The 20,079-nt window shown below is 63.2% G+C and carries 19 protein-coding genes and 1 riboswitch; of the genes, 7 read left to right on the top strand and 12 right to left on the bottom strand.

The window, feature by feature from the left end; genetic code table 11:
* Positions 1–2: 2 nt before the first annotated feature.
* Both AC27VQ_RS16120 and AC27VQ_RS16115 read right to left on the bottom strand, forming a co-directional pair.
* Positions 3–668, bottom strand: a complete 666-nt coding sequence (locus tag AC27VQ_RS16120) for a thiamine diphosphokinase (protein ID WP_488717045.1) — start codon at positions 666–668, stop codon at positions 3–5.
* Between the two features lie 128 nt (positions 669–796).
* The gene (locus AC27VQ_RS16115) at positions 797–973 is read right to left on the bottom strand and encodes a hypothetical protein (protein WP_421592103.1); all 177 of its coding nucleotides are present in this window, start codon (positions 971–973) and stop codon (positions 797–799) included.
* 161 nt (positions 974–1,134) lie between these two features.
* A riboswitch (TPP riboswitch) is annotated at positions 1,135–1,241 on the top strand.
* 39 nt (positions 1,242–1,280) lie between these two features.
* Between AC27VQ_RS16115 and thiB the strand changes: the two genes are divergently transcribed.
* From thiB to AC27VQ_RS16095, 4 genes are all read left to right on the top strand, one after another.
* Positions 1,281–2,288 (top strand): thiamine ABC transporter substrate binding subunit, encoded by a 1,008-nt coding sequence (thiB, locus tag AC27VQ_RS16110; RefSeq protein ID WP_488717044.1) that lies wholly within the window; start codon positions 1,281–1,283, stop codon positions 2,286–2,288.
* A gap of 12 nt (positions 2,289–2,300) precedes the next feature.
* The gene (gene thiP, locus AC27VQ_RS16105) at positions 2,301–3,920 is read left to right on the top strand and encodes a thiamine/thiamine pyrophosphate ABC transporter permease (protein WP_488717043.1); all 1,620 of its coding nucleotides are present in this window, start codon (positions 2,301–2,303) and stop codon (positions 3,918–3,920) included.
* Positions 3,913–4,632 carry a thiamine ABC transporter ATP-binding protein gene (gene thiQ, locus AC27VQ_RS16100; protein WP_488717042.1) on the top strand — a complete coding sequence of 240 codons (720 nt, stop codon included), beginning with the start codon at positions 3,913–3,915 and terminating at the stop codon, positions 4,630–4,632. Before thiP ends, thiQ begins: the two co-directional genes overlap by 8 nt.
* A gap of 283 nt (positions 4,633–4,915) precedes the next feature.
* Complete coding sequence (locus AC27VQ_RS16095; RefSeq protein WP_421590176.1) at positions 4,916–6,352, top strand: M48 family metalloprotease; 1,437 nt, start codon at positions 4,916–4,918, stop codon at positions 6,350–6,352.
* 79 nt (positions 6,353–6,431) lie between these two features.
* On the opposite strand, the gene AC27VQ_RS16090 is transcribed toward AC27VQ_RS16095, so the two are convergent.
* From AC27VQ_RS16090 to AC27VQ_RS16050, 9 genes are all read right to left on the bottom strand, one after another.
* Positions 6,432–7,292, bottom strand: coding sequence for an RNA polymerase factor sigma-32 (locus AC27VQ_RS16090; protein WP_488717041.1), 861 nt, complete (start codon positions 7,290–7,292; stop codon positions 6,432–6,434).
* 253 nt (positions 7,293–7,545) lie between these two features.
* Entirely contained in the window at positions 7,546–8,115 is a 570-nt protein-coding gene (locus AC27VQ_RS16085) for a CarD family transcriptional regulator (RefSeq protein ID WP_313532595.1), read from the bottom strand.
* A gap of 369 nt (positions 8,116–8,484) precedes the next feature.
* Positions 8,485–8,823, bottom strand: coding sequence for a ferredoxin FdxA (gene fdxA, locus AC27VQ_RS16080; RefSeq protein WP_313532594.1), 339 nt, complete (start codon positions 8,821–8,823; stop codon positions 8,485–8,487).
* A 171-nt stretch (positions 8,824–8,994) separates the two neighbouring features.
* Positions 8,995–9,408, bottom strand: a complete 414-nt coding sequence (locus AC27VQ_RS16075; protein WP_488717040.1) for an RNA-binding S4 domain-containing protein — start codon at positions 9,406–9,408, stop codon at positions 8,995–8,997.
* A 3-nt stretch (positions 9,409–9,411) separates the two neighbouring features.
* Positions 9,412–12,462, bottom strand: coding sequence for a helicase-related protein (locus tag AC27VQ_RS16070; protein ID WP_488717039.1), 3,051 nt, complete (start codon positions 12,460–12,462; stop codon positions 9,412–9,414).
* A 115-nt stretch (positions 12,463–12,577) separates the two neighbouring features.
* The gene (locus AC27VQ_RS16065; RefSeq protein WP_488717038.1) at positions 12,578–13,213 is read right to left on the bottom strand and encodes an LAPAL motif-containing putative phage structural protein; all 636 of its coding nucleotides are present in this window, start codon (positions 13,211–13,213) and stop codon (positions 12,578–12,580) included.
* A gap of 10 nt (positions 13,214–13,223) precedes the next feature.
* Positions 13,224–13,616, bottom strand: coding sequence for an LAPAL motif-containing putative phage structural protein (locus AC27VQ_RS16060; protein ID WP_488717037.1), 393 nt, complete (start codon positions 13,614–13,616; stop codon positions 13,224–13,226).
* Between the two features lie 212 nt (positions 13,617–13,828).
* Positions 13,829–14,407, bottom strand: a complete 579-nt coding sequence (gene thpR, locus AC27VQ_RS16055; protein WP_488717036.1) for an RNA 2',3'-cyclic phosphodiesterase — start codon at positions 14,405–14,407, stop codon at positions 13,829–13,831.
* Positions 14,408–14,489: 82 nt separating this feature from the next.
* Positions 14,490–15,134, bottom strand: coding sequence for an arylesterase (locus AC27VQ_RS16050; protein ID WP_488717035.1), 645 nt, complete (start codon positions 15,132–15,134; stop codon positions 14,490–14,492).
* A gap of 59 nt (positions 15,135–15,193) precedes the next feature.
* Here AC27VQ_RS16050 and AC27VQ_RS16045 point away from each other — a divergent pair, with 59 nt between their 5' ends.
* From AC27VQ_RS16045 to AC27VQ_RS16035, 3 genes are all read left to right on the top strand, one after another.
* A complete protein-coding gene (locus AC27VQ_RS16045) occupies positions 15,194–15,907 on the top strand; it encodes an ABC transporter ATP-binding protein (RefSeq protein ID WP_488717034.1) in 714 nt (237 codons plus the stop codon).
* Complete coding sequence (locus tag AC27VQ_RS16040; RefSeq protein WP_488717033.1) at positions 15,904–18,456, top strand: ABC transporter permease; 2,553 nt, start codon at positions 15,904–15,906, stop codon at positions 18,454–18,456. Before AC27VQ_RS16045 ends, AC27VQ_RS16040 begins: the two co-directional genes overlap by 4 nt.
* Before the next feature lie 186 nt (positions 18,457–18,642).
* A complete protein-coding gene (locus tag AC27VQ_RS16035) occupies positions 18,643–19,386 on the top strand; it encodes a Bax inhibitor-1/YccA family protein (RefSeq protein WP_313527505.1) in 744 nt (247 codons plus the stop codon).
* Positions 19,387–19,491: 105 nt separating this feature from the next.
* On the opposite strand, the gene AC27VQ_RS16030 is transcribed toward AC27VQ_RS16035, so the two are convergent.
* Entirely contained in the window at positions 19,492–19,866 is a 375-nt protein-coding gene (locus tag AC27VQ_RS16030; RefSeq protein WP_313527503.1) for a DUF2794 domain-containing protein, read from the bottom strand.
* Positions 19,867–20,079: the final 213 nt, after the last annotated feature.

Here is a 20,079-nt window from a genome sequence, read left to right as displayed (position 1 = left end):
GGTCAGGCTCCTGAAAGGTCATAGGGCCGGGCGATGAGGATCGCGCGGCCGGAGGCAAGCGAAAGGCGGATCGGACCTTCGGCGACGTTGGAAATGGTGCGCGAGGAGCCGAAGGGCAACGAGAAATCATTCAGCGGATAGCGCACATTGCCGATGAAGAGACCCGACAGCGGCGAAAGGCCGAGGATCGAAAACAGGCTGCCCTTCGGCAGGTCGATCTCCCGGCTGCCCGGCAAGAGCGGCCAGGCTTCCTCCTCGCCGGAGGTGAGCTTGATCGCATAGCCGTCTTCAGCGAGCGACACCGCATGGAGCAGGTGCATCAGCGCATGGTCGCTGCGCTCGCCGCCGAGCGCGCCGACCAGCACGATATCCTTCGCGCCGCGTTCGGTCGCGACGGAAACGGCGATCGCCCCGTCGGTCTCGTTCTTGGCGACGGGATAGGGCTGGCGGTCGACACCGGGCCAGGCGGCGATGAGATCGTCCGGCGTCGAATCGAAATCGCCGACCCAGATTTCCGGTGTGACGCCGAGCGCTGCGGCATGCCGCATGCCACCATCGGCCGCCACGAAGCGCGCACCGACAATATCGGCCCGCACCCGCGGCGTCACCGCAAGCGCGCCGCCGAGAAGGACGACGAAGGTCTGGTCTATCGGGGCCGATATGGTCATGGCTGATGCCCTTAGCGCATGTTCCGGCGAAAGGGAAAGAGTTTGGCGGCAGCGCATAGGCCCGAACGGCAAAAGACCCGGATGCAGGGGAACATCCGGGCCTTCGGGGAGATCAGTAATGGGGCCGCTTAGCGGCAGACCTTGATGCGCTTGATGACGACATTGCCGTAGTAGTCGTAGGACTTGATCTTCTTGATGAAGCAGTACGGCTGATAATCGTAGCTGTAGTAACCGGCCTGCGAGGGAGCCGCAAACGAGACGGCGGCGACGAGGGCAACGGTGGCGGAAACGATGAACTTGCGCATGGGGTCTCTCCTGATCGGTTAAGGATGAGCCTCTCTCATCCGGTGATCTGAAGATCGCATATCCCTACGCATGCCGCTGTTCCGGATGGAACAGGGCCGGCCGCCCTGCCTGTCCGCATCCACACCCCTTGCGCCGCAGCGTTTCCGGGACTATGCCTTTTTTCGCTCTAACGGGGTGCCTGCAGGTTTGCGGGCTGAGAGGCTTCATCGCCAACCCGAAGAACCTGATCCGGTTTGTACCGGCGGAGGGATTAGACGGCACAATCCAGCGCCCTATTCCCGTTTTTGACGAAACAAGGAGGCGCTGATGCGCAAGACAGTTTTTTCCTCCATCGCGGCGCTCGCCGTGTCCCTCGCCTTTCCGGCGCACGGCGCTGAAAAGACGCTGACCGTCTACACCTATGAAAGCTTCGTTTCCGACTGGGGCCCCGGCCCGAAGGTCAAGGAAGCCTTCGAAAAGACCTGCGGCTGCACGGTCGAATGGGTGGGCGTTGCCGACGGCGTGGAGCTCCTGACCCGGCTGAAGCTCGAAGGCGAGGGCACCAAGGCCGACGTCGTGCTCGGCCTCGACACCAACCTCATCACCGAAGCGAAGGCGACCGGCCTTTTCGAAGCGCACGGCCTTTCACCAAAGGACCTGACGGTGCCGGGCGGTTTTTCCGACGATACGTTCCTGCCCTATGACTACGGCCACTTCGCCGTCGTCTACGACACCGAGACGGTAAAGACCCCGCCGACAAGCCTCAAGGAGCTGGTCGAGGGCGATCCGTCGCAGAAGATCGTCATCGAGGACCCGCGTACCTCCACGCCGGGTCTCGGCCTGCTGCTCTGGGTGAAATCCGTCTATGGCGACAAGGCGGGCGAGGCCTGGAGCAAGCTGAAAAACCGCGTGCTGACCGTCACGCCCGGCTGGTCGGAAGCCTATGGCCTGTTCACCAAGGGCGAGGCGCCGATGGTGCTCTCCTACACGACCTCGCCGGCCTATCACGTGATCGCGGAAAAGACCGAGCGCTATAAGGCAGCCGCCTTCTCCGAGGGCCACTATGTGCAGATCGAGGTTGCCGGCCTGACGCGGACCTCGCACGACAAGGACCTTGCCCGCCAGTTCCTGACCTTCATGACCAGCCCGGATTTCCAGTCGATCATTCCGGAAACCAATTGGATGATGCCGGCCGCCAAGACGAAAGACCCACTGCCCGCCGCCTTCGACGCGCTGGTCAAGCCGGAAAAGACCTTCCTGATGCCGTCGGATGAAGTTGCCGCCAACCGCAAGGCCTGGATCGACGAATGGCTCGCTGTGATGAGCGCCAAGTAAGGAACGCCTGAGATGTTCGCCCGCGCGGAACGACGCACACTGCGTGTCGCCGGGGGCCTTGCCCTCGGCTTCGTGCTCGTCTTCGCGGGCGCGGCAACCGCGGTGCTGCTGGCCCATGCGGGCGGCAGCACCGCGCCGCTCTTCGATGCCTATACCTGGCGGGTGGCGCAGTTCACGCTGATGCAGGCGACGCTCTCGACGCTCCTGTCGGTGGTGCTCGCCATTCCCGTTGCCCGGGCACTTGCCCGCCAGCGCACCTTTCCCGGTCGCGTCTGGATCCTCAGGCTCTCCGTCGTGCCGCTCGGCCTGCCGGCGCTGGTGGCGGCCCTCGGCATCATCGAAATCTGGGGGCGGCAGGGCGTCGTCAACGATCTCCTGCGGCTCGGCGGGCTGGAAAGTCCCGTCAGCGTCTATGGCCTTGCCGGCATCCTGATCGCCCATGTCTTCTTCAACCTGCCGCTCGCCGCGCGTTTCCTGCTGGCCGCACTCGACCGCATCCCGCCGGAATACTGGCTGACCTCGGCCAATCTCGGCATGGGCAGCGGCGCAACCTTCCGGCTCATCGAGTGGCCGGTCATAAGGCGCGTCCTGCCGGGCATTGCCGGCCTGATCTTCATGCTCTGCGCGGCAAGCTTCACCGTGGTGCTGACGCTCGGCGGCGGGCCGGCGGCAACTACCATCGAGGTCGCGATCTACCAAGCGCTGCGTTTCGATTTCGACCCGGAGCGCGCGGTGCTGCTGTCTGGCCTGCAAATCGCCGTCACGGCCCTGCTGATCTGGCTGCTCTCGCTGTTCGGCCGTCCGCCGGAAGAGGGCATGACGGCGGGGCGCGATATCAGGCGCTTCGACGGCCGGCGCCGCCGCCTGTCCGATGGCCTCATCCTGCTCGCCTTCTCGCTTTTCACCGCAGCACCGCTTGCCGCGACGCTCGTCTCTGGCCTTGCGGCCGATTTCGGCCGGCTGGCGCTCGATCCTTTGCTGCACCGGGCGCTCGCCACCAGCCTTGCCATATCCTTCGCCTCCGGCTGCCTCAGCCTCGCCATCGCGCTGCCCATCGTGCTGGTGCCGCGCCTGGCCGAGACGAGCGGCGCGGGACTTGCCACGCGACTGATGGCACGGGCGCTGCCTGCGACGGGATCGCTGATCCTGCTGGTGCCGCCTGTCGTGGTGGCGACCGGCTGGTTCCTGATGCTGCGCACCTTCGGCGAGACCGGACATTTCGCGCCCGTCATCATCACCGTCATCAATGCACTGATGGCGCTGCCCTTCGTGGTGCGCGTGCTGGAGCCGGCCTATAGCACGCACCTCACGCGTACAGCCCGACTTGCGCTCAGCCTTGGTGTCACCGGGATGCATCGCTTGCGATGGATCGACTGGCCGGCGCTGAAAAAACCGTTCCTCACCGCCTTCGCCTTCGCCATGGCGCTATCGCTCGGCGATTTGAGCGCCGTCGCGATTTTTGGCGCGGAAGGGTTCGCCACGCTGCCCTGGCTCCTGTTCTCGCGCATGGCGAGCTACCGCACCGCCGATGCGGCGGGCATCGCGCTGATCCTCGGCGTGATATGCCTTCTGCTGACACTGCCCTCCACCGCCGCCGAACGCCCAACCGAAAGCCCGCCCGCCGATGCCTGATGCCGCCATTCGCTTGATCGACGTCACCGTGCGCTTCGAGGAGAAGCGGCTCGCTTTCGACTGCGCCATTCCATCCGGTGCGGCCGTCGCAGTCGCGGGTCCCTCGGGCGCGGGAAAATCGACGCTGTTCAATGTCATCGCCGGTTTCCAGAAACCGGCCTCCGGCAGCGTCACGCTGCTCGGCGAGGACATGGCCGGGCGCGATCCGGCCGAGCGCCCGGTCTCCATCATCTTCCAGGACAACAATCTCTTCGCCCATCTCACCATCGCGGACAATGTGGCGCTCGGCATTCATCCGGGCCTCAAGCTCGATGTTGCCCAGCGCCAGAGCGTGTTTGCAGCCCTTTCGCGCGTCGGGCTCGGCGGCTATGAGCGACGGCTGCCCGGCTCGCTCTCCGGCGGCGAGCGGCAGCGCGTGGCGCTGGCCCGCGCGCTGGTGCGCCGCCGACCGATCCTGCTGCTCGACGAACCCTTCGCAGCGCTCGATCCCGCCATGCGCGCGGATATGGCGCGGCTGCTTTCGGAACTGCACGCCGAGACGAAAAGCACCATGCTGTTCATCACCCACCAGCCCGACGATATCCGCCGGCTTGCCGGAGAGGTAATGTTCCTGGAGGCCGGCGTCATTCTGCTGGACGAACCGGCGCGTGACTTCCTGTCTCGCCACGAGCCGCCGGGAGTTGCAAAATTCCTCGGCCACACCACCATTTAGCCGGAGGAGTTGTCTTTTGACGGGATGTCGCGCCACAATTTGGTCGCCCACCTGTGTCACCGGAGCCACAAGGGAACCGTTTGTCGACCAGGGAGTTGCCGGCCGGGTGTGGTGCGTCTATCTCATCCCTATGAGGACGCGAATTTTTGCACCTGCGCTGCACCTTAGGGCTGCAAGGCGGGCGTGAACCCATCAGGGGGCGTGGGCAAGAGAGATGGCGAAGGTAACGCAGGCAGCTGCAACGGTATCCGGGCGCGGGGTTTTGAGACCCATCGCAGCGCTGATGCTTGCCGGCACGCTGCTGGCCGGCTGCCAGTCGATCATCGAACAGACCTACGAGCCGACGATCTCGCCCTCCTCCAATCCGCAGATCGTCGACGAAGTGCAGAAGAACGATCCGCGCGCCCAGATGGGCGCGCGTGAGCATCCGCGCATCGTCGCGAGCTATGGCGGCGAATACAAGGACGCCAAGACGGAGAAACTCGTCGCGCGCATCACCGGCGCGCTGACGATCGTTTCGGAAAATCCCAACCAGTCCTATCGCATCACCATCCTGAATTCGCCCGCCATCAACGCCTTCGCGCTGCCGGGCGGCTATCTCTATGTGACGCGCGGCCTGCTGGCTCTCGCCAACGATGCCTCGGAAGTCGCGGCCGTGCTGTCGCACGAGATGGCGCACGTGACGGCCAATCACGGCATCGAGCGGCAGAAGAAGGAAGAGGCCGAGGTCATCGCCAGCCGCGTGGTGGCCGAAGTGCTCTCCAGCAACATTGCCGGAAAGCAGGCGCTGGCGCGCGGCAAGCTCAGGCTCGCCGCCTTCTCGCGCAACCAGGAACTCCAGGCCGACGTGATCGGCGTGCGTATGCTGGGCGAAGCGGGCTACGACCCCTATGCCGCCGCGCGCTTCCTCGATTCCATGGCGGCCTATGCCCGCTTCACGGCCGTCGATCCCGACAACGACCAGAGCCTCGACTTCCTGTCGAGCCACCCGAACGCGCCGCAGCGCGTGGAACTGGCGCGCCTTCATGCCCGCGCCTTCGGGGCGGAAGGCACGATCGGCGACCGCGGCCGCGACTATTATCTCGCCGGCATCGACGGCCTGCTCTACGGCGATGCGCCGGAGGAAGGCTATGTGCGCGGTCAGACCTTCATGCATGGCAAGCTCGGCATCCGCTTCGACGTGCCCAACGGCTTCCAGATCGACAACAAGGCCGACGCGGTTCTGGCGACCGGCCCGGGCGATGTCGCCATCCGCTTCGATGGCGTTGCCGACAGCCGCGGGCAGGATCTGGTCAATTACATTTCGAGCGGCTGGGTGACCGGCCTGAAGCCGGAAACTATCCGCCCGATTTCGCTGAACGGTCTTGAGGCCGCGACCGCCAAAGCGGCCGCCGACCGCTGGGAATTCGACGTCACGGTCGTGCGCATCGACAAGCAAATCTACCGCTTCCTGACGGCCGTGCCGGCGGGTTCGAAGGCGCTGGAGCCAACGGCGGCAATCCTCAAGAGCTCGTTCCGCAAGTTGACGCCAGCCGAGGTCGCCTCGCTGAAGCCGTTGCGCGTCCGCGTCGTGACGGCACGCCCCGGCGATACGGTCGCCACACTGGCCGGCCGTATGATGGGCACCACGCGCAAGCTCGACCTCTTCCGCCTCATCAACGCGATGACGGCGACGAGCACGGTGCGGCCGGGTGAAAAATTCAAGATCATCAGCGAGTGAGGGGAATGCCCTTCGGGGCGCTCCGTGCCGCGCGAATCCTCGGGTCAAGCCCGAGGATTCCTTCCACCGGTAAAACCCCTTAGGCGTAAGCGAAATCCGTCGTCTTGCTGACAAGCACGGCCTTCAGCTTTTCCAGCGCCCGGTTCTCGATCTGGCGCACGCGCTCCTTGGAAATTCCGAGCACCGTTCCCAGCTCCTCCAGCGTAGCCCCATTTTCAGCGAGCCGACGGGCGCGAATAATCTTCATTTCGCGCTCATTGAGCTGGCCAAGGGCTGCATGTAGCCAATGATGGCGGCGTTCGCCGTCGATGCTGTCCTGCGCCTGCTCGTCGGGAAGCGGGGCGTCGCTGGTCAGGAAGTCTATCCGGCTCGACCCCTCACCTTCGCCAGTGGAGATTGGGGCCTGGAGGGAAATGTCGGAGGATGAGAGACGGGCATCCATAGTGCGCACGTCGGCGGTGCTGACGCCGATCGCCGCGGCGATCTCCTGGTGCATCGCCTCGCTGGTAAGGTAGCTGTCGCCGCGAGCAAGGCGGGCACGCAGACGTCTCAAATTGAAGAAGAGCGCCTTTTGTGCCGAGCTGGTGCCACCGCGAACGATCGACCAGTTGCGCAGCACGTAATCCTGAATGGAGGCGCGGATCCACCAGCTGGCATAGGTGGAGAAGCGGACCTGACGCTCCGGCTCGAAGCGGGCGGCAGCTTCCAGCAGGCCGATATAGCCTTCCTGCACGAGATCGCCGATGGGAAGGCCGAAGTTGCGGAACTTCCCGGCCATCGAGACGACCAGGCGCATATGCGCCATGGCGATGCGGTTGCGGGCTTCCTGGTCCCTGTTGTCTTTCCAGGCCTGGGCCAGGGCCTGCTCCTCGTCGCGCTCCAGATAGGGAGCGGACATGGCAAGCTTGATCATGCGGCGGTCTGCGGTCGTCGTAGCCATGGCATCTCTCCACGTAAGCCGAACCGGCTCAGGGAGGCGCGCGCCCGCCCTGTCGCCCTTGAGAGAAGACGTTTCAGCAGGGGCGGCGAATGGCCGAAAGCGGTTTTCGGACAAAATTCGTGGTGACGCCACGGCGCCGGCCCCTTTTGCAAGCGGTCGTTCTCGGCACCAGAACGGCGAAGACGCAAAAAAGTTCCAATAAAAAACCCGGCTGTCGCCAGCCGGGCTTTAAAAGTTCAGACAGCGCCCTAAATCAGGCCGCTTCGTCCTGGCTATCGTCTTCTTCGATGGCCTTGCCGCGCTTCGGACCCTTTGCAAGGTTCGTCTCGACGAGGCGGACAGCTTCGGTTTCCGACATCTTGTTCACGGCGGCGATTTCACGGGCCATGCGGTCGAGGGCGGCTTCATAAAGCTGACGCTCGGAATAGGACTGTTCCGGCTGGTTTTCGGCGCGGTAAAGGTCGCGGACCACTTCGGCGATCGAGATCAGATCGCCGGAATTGATCTTGGCATCATATTCCTGCGCGCGGCGCGACCACATGGTGCGCTTCACGCGGGCCTTGCCCTGGACAACCTTCAGCGCACGCTCGACGAAATCGGTCTCCGACAGTTTGCGCATGCCGATGGAAACGGCCTTGGCAACCGGCACCTTGAGGCGCATCTTGTCCTTTTCGAAATCGATGACAAAAAGCTCGAGCTTCATGCCGGCGACTTCCTGCTCTTCGATGGCGATGATCTGGCCAACGCCGTGAGCGGGATAGACGATCGACTCGCCGGTTTTGAAGCCATGGCGCGTGGAGGATTTCTTCTGCTGGGTCGTCATTCTGTTCAAATACTCCCTGTTACGCTCCCGGCGGAGGCCGGGTGGGTCTGGGGACCCGGGAAAAAAGGGGGGCACCGTTGCGGTGTCACCACTCTGGTCCACCCTCCATGCGCAAAAAAGTCCCCGGCGACGCGTTCACATTTGAGCAACCGGAGTTGCCTATGGGAGGTGAGCGTCGTTGAGGGATCGTTTGCTTTCGTGGTGGTGTTCGGGCACGCGAAATGCCGCGAATTGGATCAGTATCAGGACCCTACCACAAAAAAGTGCCGAAATCAATAATTTGCTTCGCGTGGGTCATCAAGCCTGTCCCATCGCCTTTTGGCGCGGGCAGGCTTTTTTCCCCAGATCGCTTGTCGCCGGTGGCGACGCTCAGTCGCCCTGGCCCGGATTCGGCGAGAAGAACTGCTCGTACTTGTTCTCGACGCCGTCCATTTCCTTGGCCTCGGGCATGGCGTCCCGCTTGACGGTGATATTGGGCCAGATCGCGGCGAATTCCGTGTTGACCTTCAGCCACTTGTCGAGGCCCGGCTCCGTATCCGGCTTGATCGCCTCGGCGGGACATTCCGGCTCGCAGACGCCGCAATCGATGCATTCGTCGGGATGGATCACGAGGAAGTTCTCACCCTCGTAGAAACAGTCGACGGGGCACACTTCCACGCAGTCCATGTACTTGCAGCGGATGCAGTTGTCGGTCACGACATACGTCATGAGGAACTCCAGAAACGTCACGAAGCGGGCGGTGGCTCACCGGTGAAAAGGCCGGCTGGCCGGGGCGAAACGCCTCACCCGCGCAGGGCTGTCGATGGTGGAGGTAAAGGCTTTGCCGACGCTTTGCAAGCGCAATACATGCGCCTTTACGCCCCCGGGAGGTATAGAATTCTAATCCTCGTCGCCGCCGGGGCCGCCATGCAGCCGGTCGATCTCGCGGCGCTCGCGTTTGGTCGGGCGGCCGGCGCCGCGCTCACGCGTCGCCTGCGCAAAAACAGTGCGTTCCTCGCGCGGCGGCCGAGGCGGCGTCATGTCGTGATAGAGCAGGCGGGCTTCCTCGTAGGGACCGCGGCGCTCGCCCGGCAACAGCACCTTCACCACCATGTCGTGGCGGTCGAGCGAGAGCACGATCACGTCGCCCGGCCGCACCATATGCGAGGGCTGGCGGATGGCGAGATCGTTGACCCTGATATCGCCCGCTTCGACGGATTTCGCGGCAAGCGAACGGGATTTGCGCAGACGCGCGAAGAACAGCCACTTGTCGATGCGCTGGCGCGCGGCGGGCTGTTCTTCGTGTCGCGTCATGCCTTACTTCTTCAGCTGCTCCTTGAGCGCTGCGAGCTTTGCGAAGGGCGAATCCGGATCGATCGGCTTCTCCTTGCGGGGCGGCCGGGCCTCGAATTTCGCCTGCTCGGGCTTGGCTGAACGGTCGTTGCGATCACCACGGTCCGGGCGGTTGCCGCCCTGCGGCTTTCCGTCGCGGCCACCCTTGCCCTGATCCGGGCGGCCACCACGGCCGCCGTCACGGCGTTCGCCGCGCTCGCCCCGTTCACCGGCCTGCTGGCCACGGTTGCGGTCGCCGCCACGGCGTTCGCCCCGGTCCGGACGGTCTCCCTGGCGTTCGCCGTTGCGATCACCCTGACGCTCGCCGCCATGGCGATGACCACCCTGGCGCTGGTTGTCGTGACGCGAGCCGGGACGCCAGAGCAGGACGGGCTTAGCTTCGACCGCTTCGCCTTCGACGGCGGCTTCCACCGCTGCCGGAGCGTCCGCAGTTTCAGCGGCAGGCGCTTCGGCGGCTGCGGCCGGGGCTTCGCTTTCGTCCGATGCGTCGGCATCGTGTTCGTCGGAGGTCTCCGCAGCGGCTTCCGCCGGGGTTTCCGTTGCTGCGGCGGCCGGAGCCTGCGCCGCGAGGAAAGCGGCGGCCTCCTCGGGCTTCACGCTGTCGGCGCGGTAGCCGAGACCCTTGAGGATCTCCTCCATATCGTCGGGCGTCGCGCCGAGGATGGAGAGCATGGCAGTCGTTGCGGTGAAGCGGCGACCATCATAGGCGCCATCGGGGCGCGGTGTGCCGGGCTTCCACTGGAGAAGCGGACGAATGAGGTCTGCGAGGCGCTCGAGGATATCGATACGAACGGCGCGCTTGCCGAGGAACCGGAAGCCGGCGAGCTTGTAGAAGGCGCGCTCGAAGCTCGGATCCGTGACGACGGAGGTGCGGCCGGCGGCGAGCACCGGGATCAGGTCGCCATAACCCGGCTTGTCGAGGCCGTCATTCTTCAGCGCCCAGAGCAGCGTGATGAGTTCGGCCGGGGCGGGCTTCAAAAGCGCCGGCATGAAGATGTGGTAGGCACCGAAGCGGATGCCGTGCTTGCGCATGGAGGCACGGGCATCCTGGTCGAGTGTCTTGACGTCGTCGGCGACATCGCGGCGGAACAATACGCCGAGATTTTCGACGAGCTGGAAAGCGAGGCCCTTGGCGAGCCCCTGCAGGTCTTCCGCGCGCGAGAGATCGTCGAGCGGCTTCAGCACGGTCGCGATATGATGGTTCACGAAACGCTCGATGCGGGCAGCGACGTGGTCGCGCGCATTGCCCGTCAACTGCTCGTCGGAGAGCAGGATGACGCGCGGGCGCATGATGTGATCGGAAGCGGCGAGACGGGCGACGGGATCGCCGAGCCAGCGCACCGTGCCATCGGAACCGAGCGCGAGGTCGGAATTGCCGGCGGCATGCAGGCGCGCAGCCCGGGCTTCGAACTCCAGCGCGAGCGCCTTCTGCGCGGCAGCCTGCACGGCCTTCGCGTCGGGACCTTCCGTTCCGGAGACGAGCGTGAACCGGAAACCGGCCAACTGCCCGACATGATGTCCTTCCACGAAGACATCGCCATTCACACTGATTTCAGCTTCCAACATTGCATTCTCTCTCAGGCGCTTCATGAGCACAGATGTCCTGCGATCAACAAAGCGTTTCGTCAACCGTTCATGTAACGCATCGGACAATCGGTCTTCGATTTCCCGCGTCTTTTCCTGCCAGTGTGTCGGATCGGCAAGCCAACCGGGCCGATTCGACACATAGGTCCAGGTCCTTATCTGCGCGATTCGCGCCGAAAGCGTGTCGATTTCGCCATCGGTGCGATCCGCGCGGCGGACCTGATCTCCCATAAAATCCTCGTTAACCGTGCCACGCTTTACGAGATCCGCATAGAGCGTCGAGATGAGATCGGCGTGCTGGGCGGGCGTGATGCGGCGGTAATCGGGAAGCGCGCAGGCCTCCCAGAGTTTTTGCACGCGTTCCGGCGTCGTCGCAAGGTCACGAACGTCGGGATAACGCGAAAGGTGTTCCAGCGCCTGCTGGTCCACGGCCGGCAGAGCCCGCGTCAGCCCGGCGATCGGCGGGGCGGCCTCAAGCGACAGACGCAGCGATTGCAGCGAGGAATAGTCGAAGCGCGTCGTGCGCCATTGCAGCACCTTTACCGGATCGAACTGGTGGGTCTCGATGCGCTTCACCAGCTCGTCGTCGAAGGGATCGACGCGGCCCGTCACGCCGAAAGTGCCGTCGCGCAGATGCCGGCCGGCGCGGCCGGCGATCTGGGCGAGTTCCGCGGGGTTCAAATTGCGGAACTGGTAGCCGTCGAATTTTCTGTCCTGCGCGAAGGCGACATGGTCGACGTCGAGATTGAGGCCCATGCCGATCGCGTCGGTGGCGACGAGATATTCGACATCGCCCTCCTGATAGAGCGCGACCTGCGCATTGCGGGTGCGTGGGCTGAGCGCGCCCAGCACGACGGCCGCCCCGCCGCGCTGGCGGCGAATGAGCTCGGCGATCGCATAGACCTCGTCGGCGGAAAACGCGACGATGGCGGTGCGCTGCGGCAGGCGGGTGATCTTCTTCGAGCCGGCATAGAAGAGCTGCGAGAGGCGCGGGCGCTCGATGACATGGATGCCGGGCAGCAGCTGCTCCAGGATCGGCTTCATGGTGGCGGCGCCGAGCAGCAGCGTCTCGTCGCGGCCTCTCAGATGCAGCACCCGGTCGGTGAAGATATGGCCGCGCTCGAGATCGCCGGCAAGCTGCACCTCGTCGATGGCGACAAAGGAGGCACGCGTCTCGCGCGGCATGGCCTCCACAGTGCAAACCGAAAAGCGCGCCATATGCGGCGTGATCTTCTCCTCGCCGGTGATGAGCGCCACGTTGTGCTGCCCGACCTTGTCGACAAGCCGCGTATAGACCTCGCGCGCGAGGAGGCGCAGAGGCAGGCCGATAATGCCTGTCTCATGGGCCACCATGCGCTCGATTGCGTAGTGGGTCTTGCCCGTATTGGTCGGGCCGAGCACCGCGGTGACCCCGCGGCCGCTCAAGATCATGGGTGCTTGCGACAAGTCACGCCCCGGCTGTTTCAACGCTCGCCGAACACATCCGGCAGGCAACAGATGCCCATCGGGGCGGGGAATGGCAAGGGGGGAGGTGAAAGTCAGATGGTTAACCTGCTTCACCGCTCTCTTTTGATTCTTTTTGTTGCTCTCTGCCCTCGACCTCGGGTTCCAATTTTAGAGAAGATTGTCTGGATCGCGGCTCCGCTGCGACAAAACGAAGAACTTCAAGCACCTTGTATCGGGGTCTAGCTACAGAGCCTTTTTCATCGACATCCACGGTAATTTCAAGTTTTACTTGGTATGTATCATCTGTTAGAGCGCCACCTCGCTCCAATGCGTCATGGGCTATGGAAGTTTCCGAGATGTCCGCATATATAACTTCGGTTCCAAGCCTAAATCGCCAGCTGCTGGCATCCTCATCGTAAACGGGTGAATACACACTCATCCAAGCCGTCGTCACATCGACGTTTGGTGCTGTTTCCTTTGATTCAGCAATTCCGGCCGAGCAAGAGGCGACTATATTCTCAATTTCCACCGGGTTGATTGTTTCCACCAACCTGGCTCCTTCTCTCACTTCAACACTATCAAACCCGTCGTGACCTACAGGAAGAAAAGCGTCTCTAGTTGCACGCAAGGCCCGAGGATTTACTGAAAGATTATAAACTGTTTGGTGGATCGTTATGGGATTTTTTTCGCCTTCGATTCGAACAGTTACGGTTCCGGCGCCGCTCTCATCTCGCACTTCGCTAGCCTCAATCGTCTTTCGGCCTTTTTTTCCATTTTAGATAGCCCAAATAGCTAGTTAAGCCTAGGCTTGGTGGGGCACCAAGAATTCCGACCCACTCTAGAAGATTTTTTGCATCCTCAACGCCATCAAGGTGTAAAAAATTCCTAATTTGCTCGTAAAATCCCAGTACTAATTCAAAATTGATATTGAAGCATTTATGCTCAAAGTCAGAAACGACAAAAACATTTGCTTTTGCCTTCTTTCCATTGAACTCAGCATTTGCTTCTCGCATTAATTTTCCAAAAGCCAATAGCGCCGGCGCTAGCGTGTCGACGTTAATGGAATGGTCGTCTTCTCGACCAGCGCCCGTGTAGGCAATGGAGAATTCGTGCCTACTCAAGTCAATAACCTCTGGCATGCCTCGCCTCTCTGCGATTAGAAGGCGATATTCCTACACACTACTCGCGTTACAGGGAATAAAAAATCCGCTTTAGAGTTCCGCCTCCAGCGGTAAAATCCGTAACAATCGGAAAAAACTGCGGACGCATCGCTGATCTGCAGCATGTCATATCTACTTTAGCACAGCAGAAGATGCTTGATGGAAATACCCTGCGTTTAATATCTAAGATGTTAAGCGGGATGTTCTATCCCAACACCATCCCAGCTACCGCCGGTCTCGTACAATGGAAACACCTCTTCCGTCAGATACGGCCCGCCGCCGACCGATTCCTTCGAGGACATCAGCACGAAGCGGTTCACCGTGAAGGGACTGGTGTAGAAATTGCCGCGGCCGGTGAGGTAGTGGGCGACATCCTCGGGGCGGACGTTGCGCAGGCGGGCCAGCGTCACGTGGGGGGTGAATTTGCGCGGATCGGCCGGCAGGCCGAGGCGCTGGCAGATGCGTTCGATTTCCGCCTGAAGAGCATACATTTCCGGCGCCTGGGTGACGCCGGCATAGATGGCATGCGGCTTCTTCGAGCCGAAAGAGCCCATGCCAGAGAGGCTGAGCTGGAATTCGGGCCGCTCGATACGATCGAGCCTGTCGACCACCTCGTCGGCAGTGCGGCCGTCGATATCGCCGATGAAACGCAAGGTGATGTGGAAATTCTCGACGTCGATCCAGCGGGCTCCGGGAAGGCCGCCTCTCAGAAGCGAGAGGCTCATCGCCGCGGTGCGCGGCACTTCGAGGGCAACGAAAAGTCTCGGCATGGCGACTTCTCCCGACTGGAAAGTAGTGTCAGCGAATCATGCGGCGCCTTTTTAGGCAACCCTTATTTCGCACCCGCAAAAACTATTCCCCGGCCGTGACCGCCTTGAGAAAGGCCTCCGCCGTCGGCAGGATCTTCGCGACCATCACATCGACACCGGCCGGATTGGGATGCATGCCGTCGTCGATCTGCAGGTCGGCCTGGGCGGCGACGCCATCCAGAAAGAACGGATAGAGCGCAACACCGTGCTTTTCGGCCATGCGCTGGTAGATGCCGTTGAAGCGCTTCTCGTAGTCCGCGCCCATATTGGGCGGCGCGAGCATGCCGGCGAGCAGAACGGCGATGCCGCGCTCCTTCAGCCGCGTCAGCATGGCGTCGATGTTCTTCTCCGTCTCCTCCGGCGCGATGCCGCGCAGCGCATCATTGGCGCCGAGTTCGAGGATGACGCCCTTCGTACCATCAGGCACCGACCAGTCGAGCCGGGCAAGACCGCCGGAACTGGTATCGCCGGACACGCCGGCATTGGCGATCTCGACGTCGTAACCCTTGGCCTTCAGCGCGGCCTCCAGCTTCACCGGAAACGCATCGGATGCGGGCAGCTGGTAGCCGGCCATCAGGCTGTCGCCAAAGCCGACGAGCTTGATCGGCTCCGCAAAGGCCGAACCTGCGGATAACAAAGCTGTGATTGCAAGTGAGATGAAAAAGCCGAGCGCCGCTTTAAACGACATGATGCTGATCCTAGATTGCCGGTATTCCAGTTTATCCCTCCCATATAGGGCAGAATTCCTTGGCCAAAACCATCATCGACCTGAAAAAAGCCGATCTCACTCTCGGACAGGCCGCCGCGTCCGTCCATGTGCTGAAAGGGATCGACCTTGTCATCGATGCGGGTGAATCGGTCGGCATCGTCGGGCCCTCGGGCTCCGGCAAGTCAACGCTTCTGATGGTACTGGCCGGGCTGGAGCGGCTGGACAGCGGCGAAATCCACATCGACGGTGCGGGCCTGCATGGCATGAACGAGGATCAGGTGGCGGATTTCCGCGGCCGCAACATCGGCATCGTCTTCCAGTCCTTTCATCTCATTCCCAACATGACGGCGCTGGAAAACGTCGCGGTGCCCTTGGAACTCGCCAATGTGCGCGATGCCTTCGAGATCGCCCGGCGCGAGCTGACGGCCGTCGGGCTCGGCGAGCGCCTGTCGCATTATCCCGGCCAGCTTTCCGGCGGCGAACAGCAGCGCGTGGCGATCGCCCGTGCGCTCGCGCCTGCGCCAAAACTGCTGATCGCCGACGAGCCGACCGGCAATCTCGACACCGAGACCGGAAGGCAGATCGCCGACCTGCTCTTTTCCAAGCAGGCCGAGCGCGGCACGACGCTGGTGCTGGTGACACATGATCCCTCGCTTGCCGCCCGCTGCGGCCGGCAGGTCGCCATGCGCTCCGGCGAGATCGTTTCCGGTGCGGCCCCTATGCGCATCACGGCACAGGCGGTGCCGGCATGAGGATCGGTGGGATCCTGCGGCAGTTTCCACTGGCCTTTCGCCTGGCGCTGCGCGAGATGCGCGGCGGGCTGAAGGGCTTTTACATTTTCCTCGCCTGTATCGCGCTCGGCACGGCGGCGATCGCCGGCGTCAATTCGGTCTCGAGCGCCATCACCCAGGCGATCGCCTCGCAGGGGCAATCGCTGCTGGCGGGCGATGTGCGCTTCGAGTTCAACAACCGTTTTGCGACGCCGGACGAGCTGAAACATTTCCAGTCGCTGGGCGATGTTTCCCTGTCCTCCGGTCTGCGCTCCATGGCGCGCCTGCCCGACGGATCGGACCAGACGCTGGTCGAGGCCAAGGGTGTCGACGGCGCCTATCCACTTTACGGCACGCTGGAGACCGCGCCGCAGCAGCCGAGCGCTGAGCTCTTCGCCAAGCAGGGTGACGCCTATGGCGCGGTCGTAGCACCCCTGCTGCTCGACCGTCTCGGCGTCGCCATCGGCGATGAGGTGCTGCTCGGCACGGCGAAGCTGAAGATCACCGCGACGCTGGTGCGCGAGCCTGATTCCGTTTCCGAAGGCTTCGGCTTCGCGCCGCGCCTGATGCTGTCGGAAGACGCGCTGACGGCGAGCGGCCTGGTGCAGACCGGCAGCCTCGTCGAAAACGCCTATCGCGTGCGGCTTGCCGACCAGAGCCTGTCGCTCTCCAAGGTCCGCGCCGATGCCAACAAGGCGTTTCCGAAGGCCGGCTGGTCGATCCGCACATCGAACAGCGCCGCGCCCTCGCTGACGGCCAACATCACCCGCTTCTCGCAGTTCCTGACGCTGGTCGGCCTCACCGCTCTGATCGTCGGCGGCGTCGGTGTGGCGAATGCCGTGCGGGCCTATCTCGATTCCAAACGCGCTGTCATCGCCACCTTCAAGTGCCTGGGTGCACCGGCCTCGCTGGTGGCGCTTATCTATCTCACGCAGATCGCGCTGATCGCCGCTGTCGGCATCGCCATTGGCCTCGTTGCCGGCGCGCTGATGCCGATGGTCGCGATGCGCTTCCTCGACGGCGTGCTGCCGGTGCCGGCGGAAACCACGCTCTATCCCTCAGCCTTGCTGCTCGCGGCTGTCTTCGGCCTGCTGACGGCGCTGGCGTTTGCCATCCTACCGCTCGGCCATGCCCGCGAAGTGCCGGCGACGGCGCTGTTCCGCGAGCAGGGTTTCCAGAAAAGCCGTTTACCGAGCTGGCCATACCTGCTGGGCGCGGCGGTGTTTCTGGCCGCGCTCGCCGGCCTTGCCATCGTCACGGCCTATGACCGCTATATCGCCATGGTCTTCCTCGGCGCGATCGCCATCGCCTTCGTCGTGCTGCGCGTCGTCGCCATGCTGATCACGATGCTGGCGCGGCGTAGCCCGCGCGTCAATTCGCCGTCGCTACGACTTGCCATCGGCAATATCCACCGCCCCGGCGCACTCACCGCCTCCGTCGTGCTGTCGCTCGGCCTCGGCCTTGCGCTGCTCGTCACGCTGACGCTGATCGATGGGAACCTGCGCCGCGAACTCACCGGCAACCTGCCGGAGCGGGCGCCGAATTTCTTCTTCGTCGATATCCAGGGCAGCGAGCTCGACGGTTTCCGTGACGTGCTGAAAAGCAACATGCCCGACGGCAAGATCATCGAGGTGCCGATGCTGCGCGGCCGGGTGATGGAGCTGAACGGCGTCGATGTCGCCAAGGTCAAGGTTCCCCAGGGCGGGCAATGGGTGCTGCGCGGCGACCGCGGCATCACCTATGCCAAGCGCGTGCCGGAAAACTCGACGCTCGCCGAGGGCGAATGGTGGCCGGAGGATTACACCGGCGAACCGCTCGTCTCTTTCGCCGCCGAAGAGGGCAAGGAACTCGGCCTGAAGATCGGCGACACCGTGACCGTCAACGTACTCGGCCGCAACATCACGGCGCGCATCGCCAATTTCCGCACCGTCGAGTGGGAATCGCTGTCGATCAACTTCGTCATGGTCTTCTCGCCCAACACCTTTGCCGGCGCGCCGCATGCCTGGCTGGCGACGATGATCGACCCCAAGGCCAGCGCCGAGCAGGAGGCCGCAACGCTGAAAGCCGTCACCAACGCCTTTCCGACGATCACCACGGTGCGCGTCAAGGATGCGCTCGATGTGGTCAACGAACTGGTCGGGCAGCTTGCGACCGCCATCCGCGCGGCGGCGGCGGTGGCGCTCATCGCCTCCGTGCTTGTGCTGGCCGGTGCGCTTGCGGCCGGCAACCGGGCGCGCGTGCACGATGCCGTCGTCCTGAAGACGCTGGGCGCGACGCGGGCGACGCTCATCCGCGCCTTCAGCTACGAATATCTGATGCTCGGGCTGGCCACCGCCATCTTCGCGCTTCTGGCCGGCGGTGTGGCGGCGTGGTTCGTGGTGAGCACAATCATGAAGCTGCCGTCGAGCTTCCTGCCCGATGTCGCCGTGATGACGGTGGTGACGGCCCTCGTCATGACCGTCGGGATCGGCCTTGCCGGCACCTGGCGCATTCTGGGACAGAAGGCAGCACCGGTGCTGCGCGAGCTGTAGAATCATAGGCCTGCGGCCTCCCGTCAGGGTCGCGGGTCTTGTGCGAGACACAATTCATGCGCATATTTACGTCAGGCAAGCTGGAGCCCACAGCGGTTGCCTGGATCCCGACGATGTTCCGGCAACGGAGCGAATAAGCGGGTGCCCGACACCGTACACATTTGGGGCTTTGACCAAGAGGAAAACATGGCTGATCTCCGCAACTACCAGACCCGAACGGCAACGGCCGGCGCCCAGGCCGGCGCCGTCATTGACCAGGGCCTGCGCAGCTACATGCTGCGGGTCTACAATCTCATGGCCTTCGGTCTCGCGATCACCGGTCTCGTGGCGTATTTCGCCTCGCAGGCTGCGATCGCCGATGGCCAGCTGACCGCGTTCGGCCAGGCGATCTACCTCAGCCCGCTGAAGTGGGTTGTCATGCTCGCCCCGCTCGCACTGGTCTTCTTCCTGAGCTTCCGCATCCACACGATGAGCGTTTCGGCCGCGCAGGCGACCTTCTGGGTCTATGCCGGCCTGATGGGCCTGTCGCTGTCGTCGATCTTCCTGATCTACACGGGCGCCAGCATCGCGCAGACCTTCTTCGTCTCGGCCGCCGCATTCGGCGCCCTGTCGCTGTTCGGCTACACGACGAAGCGGGACCTGTCCGCGATGGGCTCGTTCCTGGTGATGGGTCTGTTCGGCCTGATCATCGCCTCGCTCGTCAACCTGTTCCTGCAGTCGTCGGCGCTCGACTTCGCGATCTCCGCGATCGGCGTGCTGGTCTTCGCCGGCCTGACGGCCTGGGATACGCAGAAGATCAAGGAAATGTATTTCGAAGCAGACGACGCCACCGTGGCCGGCCGCAAGGCCATCATGGGTGCGCTGACGCTCTACCTCGACTTCATCAACCTCTTTCTCTTCCTGCTGCGTTTCCTCGGAAACCGCGACTAAGACGGACAGTCGGATGACCGAATGCGAAACCCCGCCGTTTCAGGCGGGGTTTTTGTTTGTGGGTAGAGATATGACAGCACTGAGGTCACGCTGCCCGTGAGGCGCTCATGTCTCAATGAGACGCAGGACCTTGTCGAAGACCTTCAGCACCTGCTTCAACTCATGGCCGCGCTTGAGGATCGTGCCATGCTGGTTGACGACGCTGTAGGCGCCCTGCTTGGCGGCGAGCTTCGGATCCTTCTCAATGCGGTAGAGCGGCATTTCGCCGGAGCGTTTGAAGACGGAGAAGACGGCCTTGTCGCGCATATGGTCGATGGCATAGTCGCGCCACTCACCCTCGCCGACCATGCGACCATAGACCCAGAGGATCGCATCGAGCTCGCGTCGATGAAAGGTCACGGGCAGCGGATCCTTGCTGCTCCTGTATTCCCTGAGGTCGACCACGACATCGGACGCCTGCAAATCCGGCTGATCAGTCATCGAATCTCCGCACCTTTTCTGTGACGGCACGGTGACAGTGTGCCTGACCGGAGATGAAATGCAAGGCTGAGGGACAAGGCAAGGCGCCGGATTTGCGATTTCGCAAAAATCCGTCCTGCCGCATTTCAGACAAACAGACGCCCAAATTTAAAGAGAGAGTTCGCCCGTCGCCGCCTGTCCCGGCCATCCGCTTCCCGCGGAAACCGGCCGATC

The organism is Shinella sp. 20P9.1.1, assembly GCF_057798995.1.
Note: the sequence above shows the minus strand (reverse complement) of the source record. Positions and strands in the feature narration are given on the sequence as shown.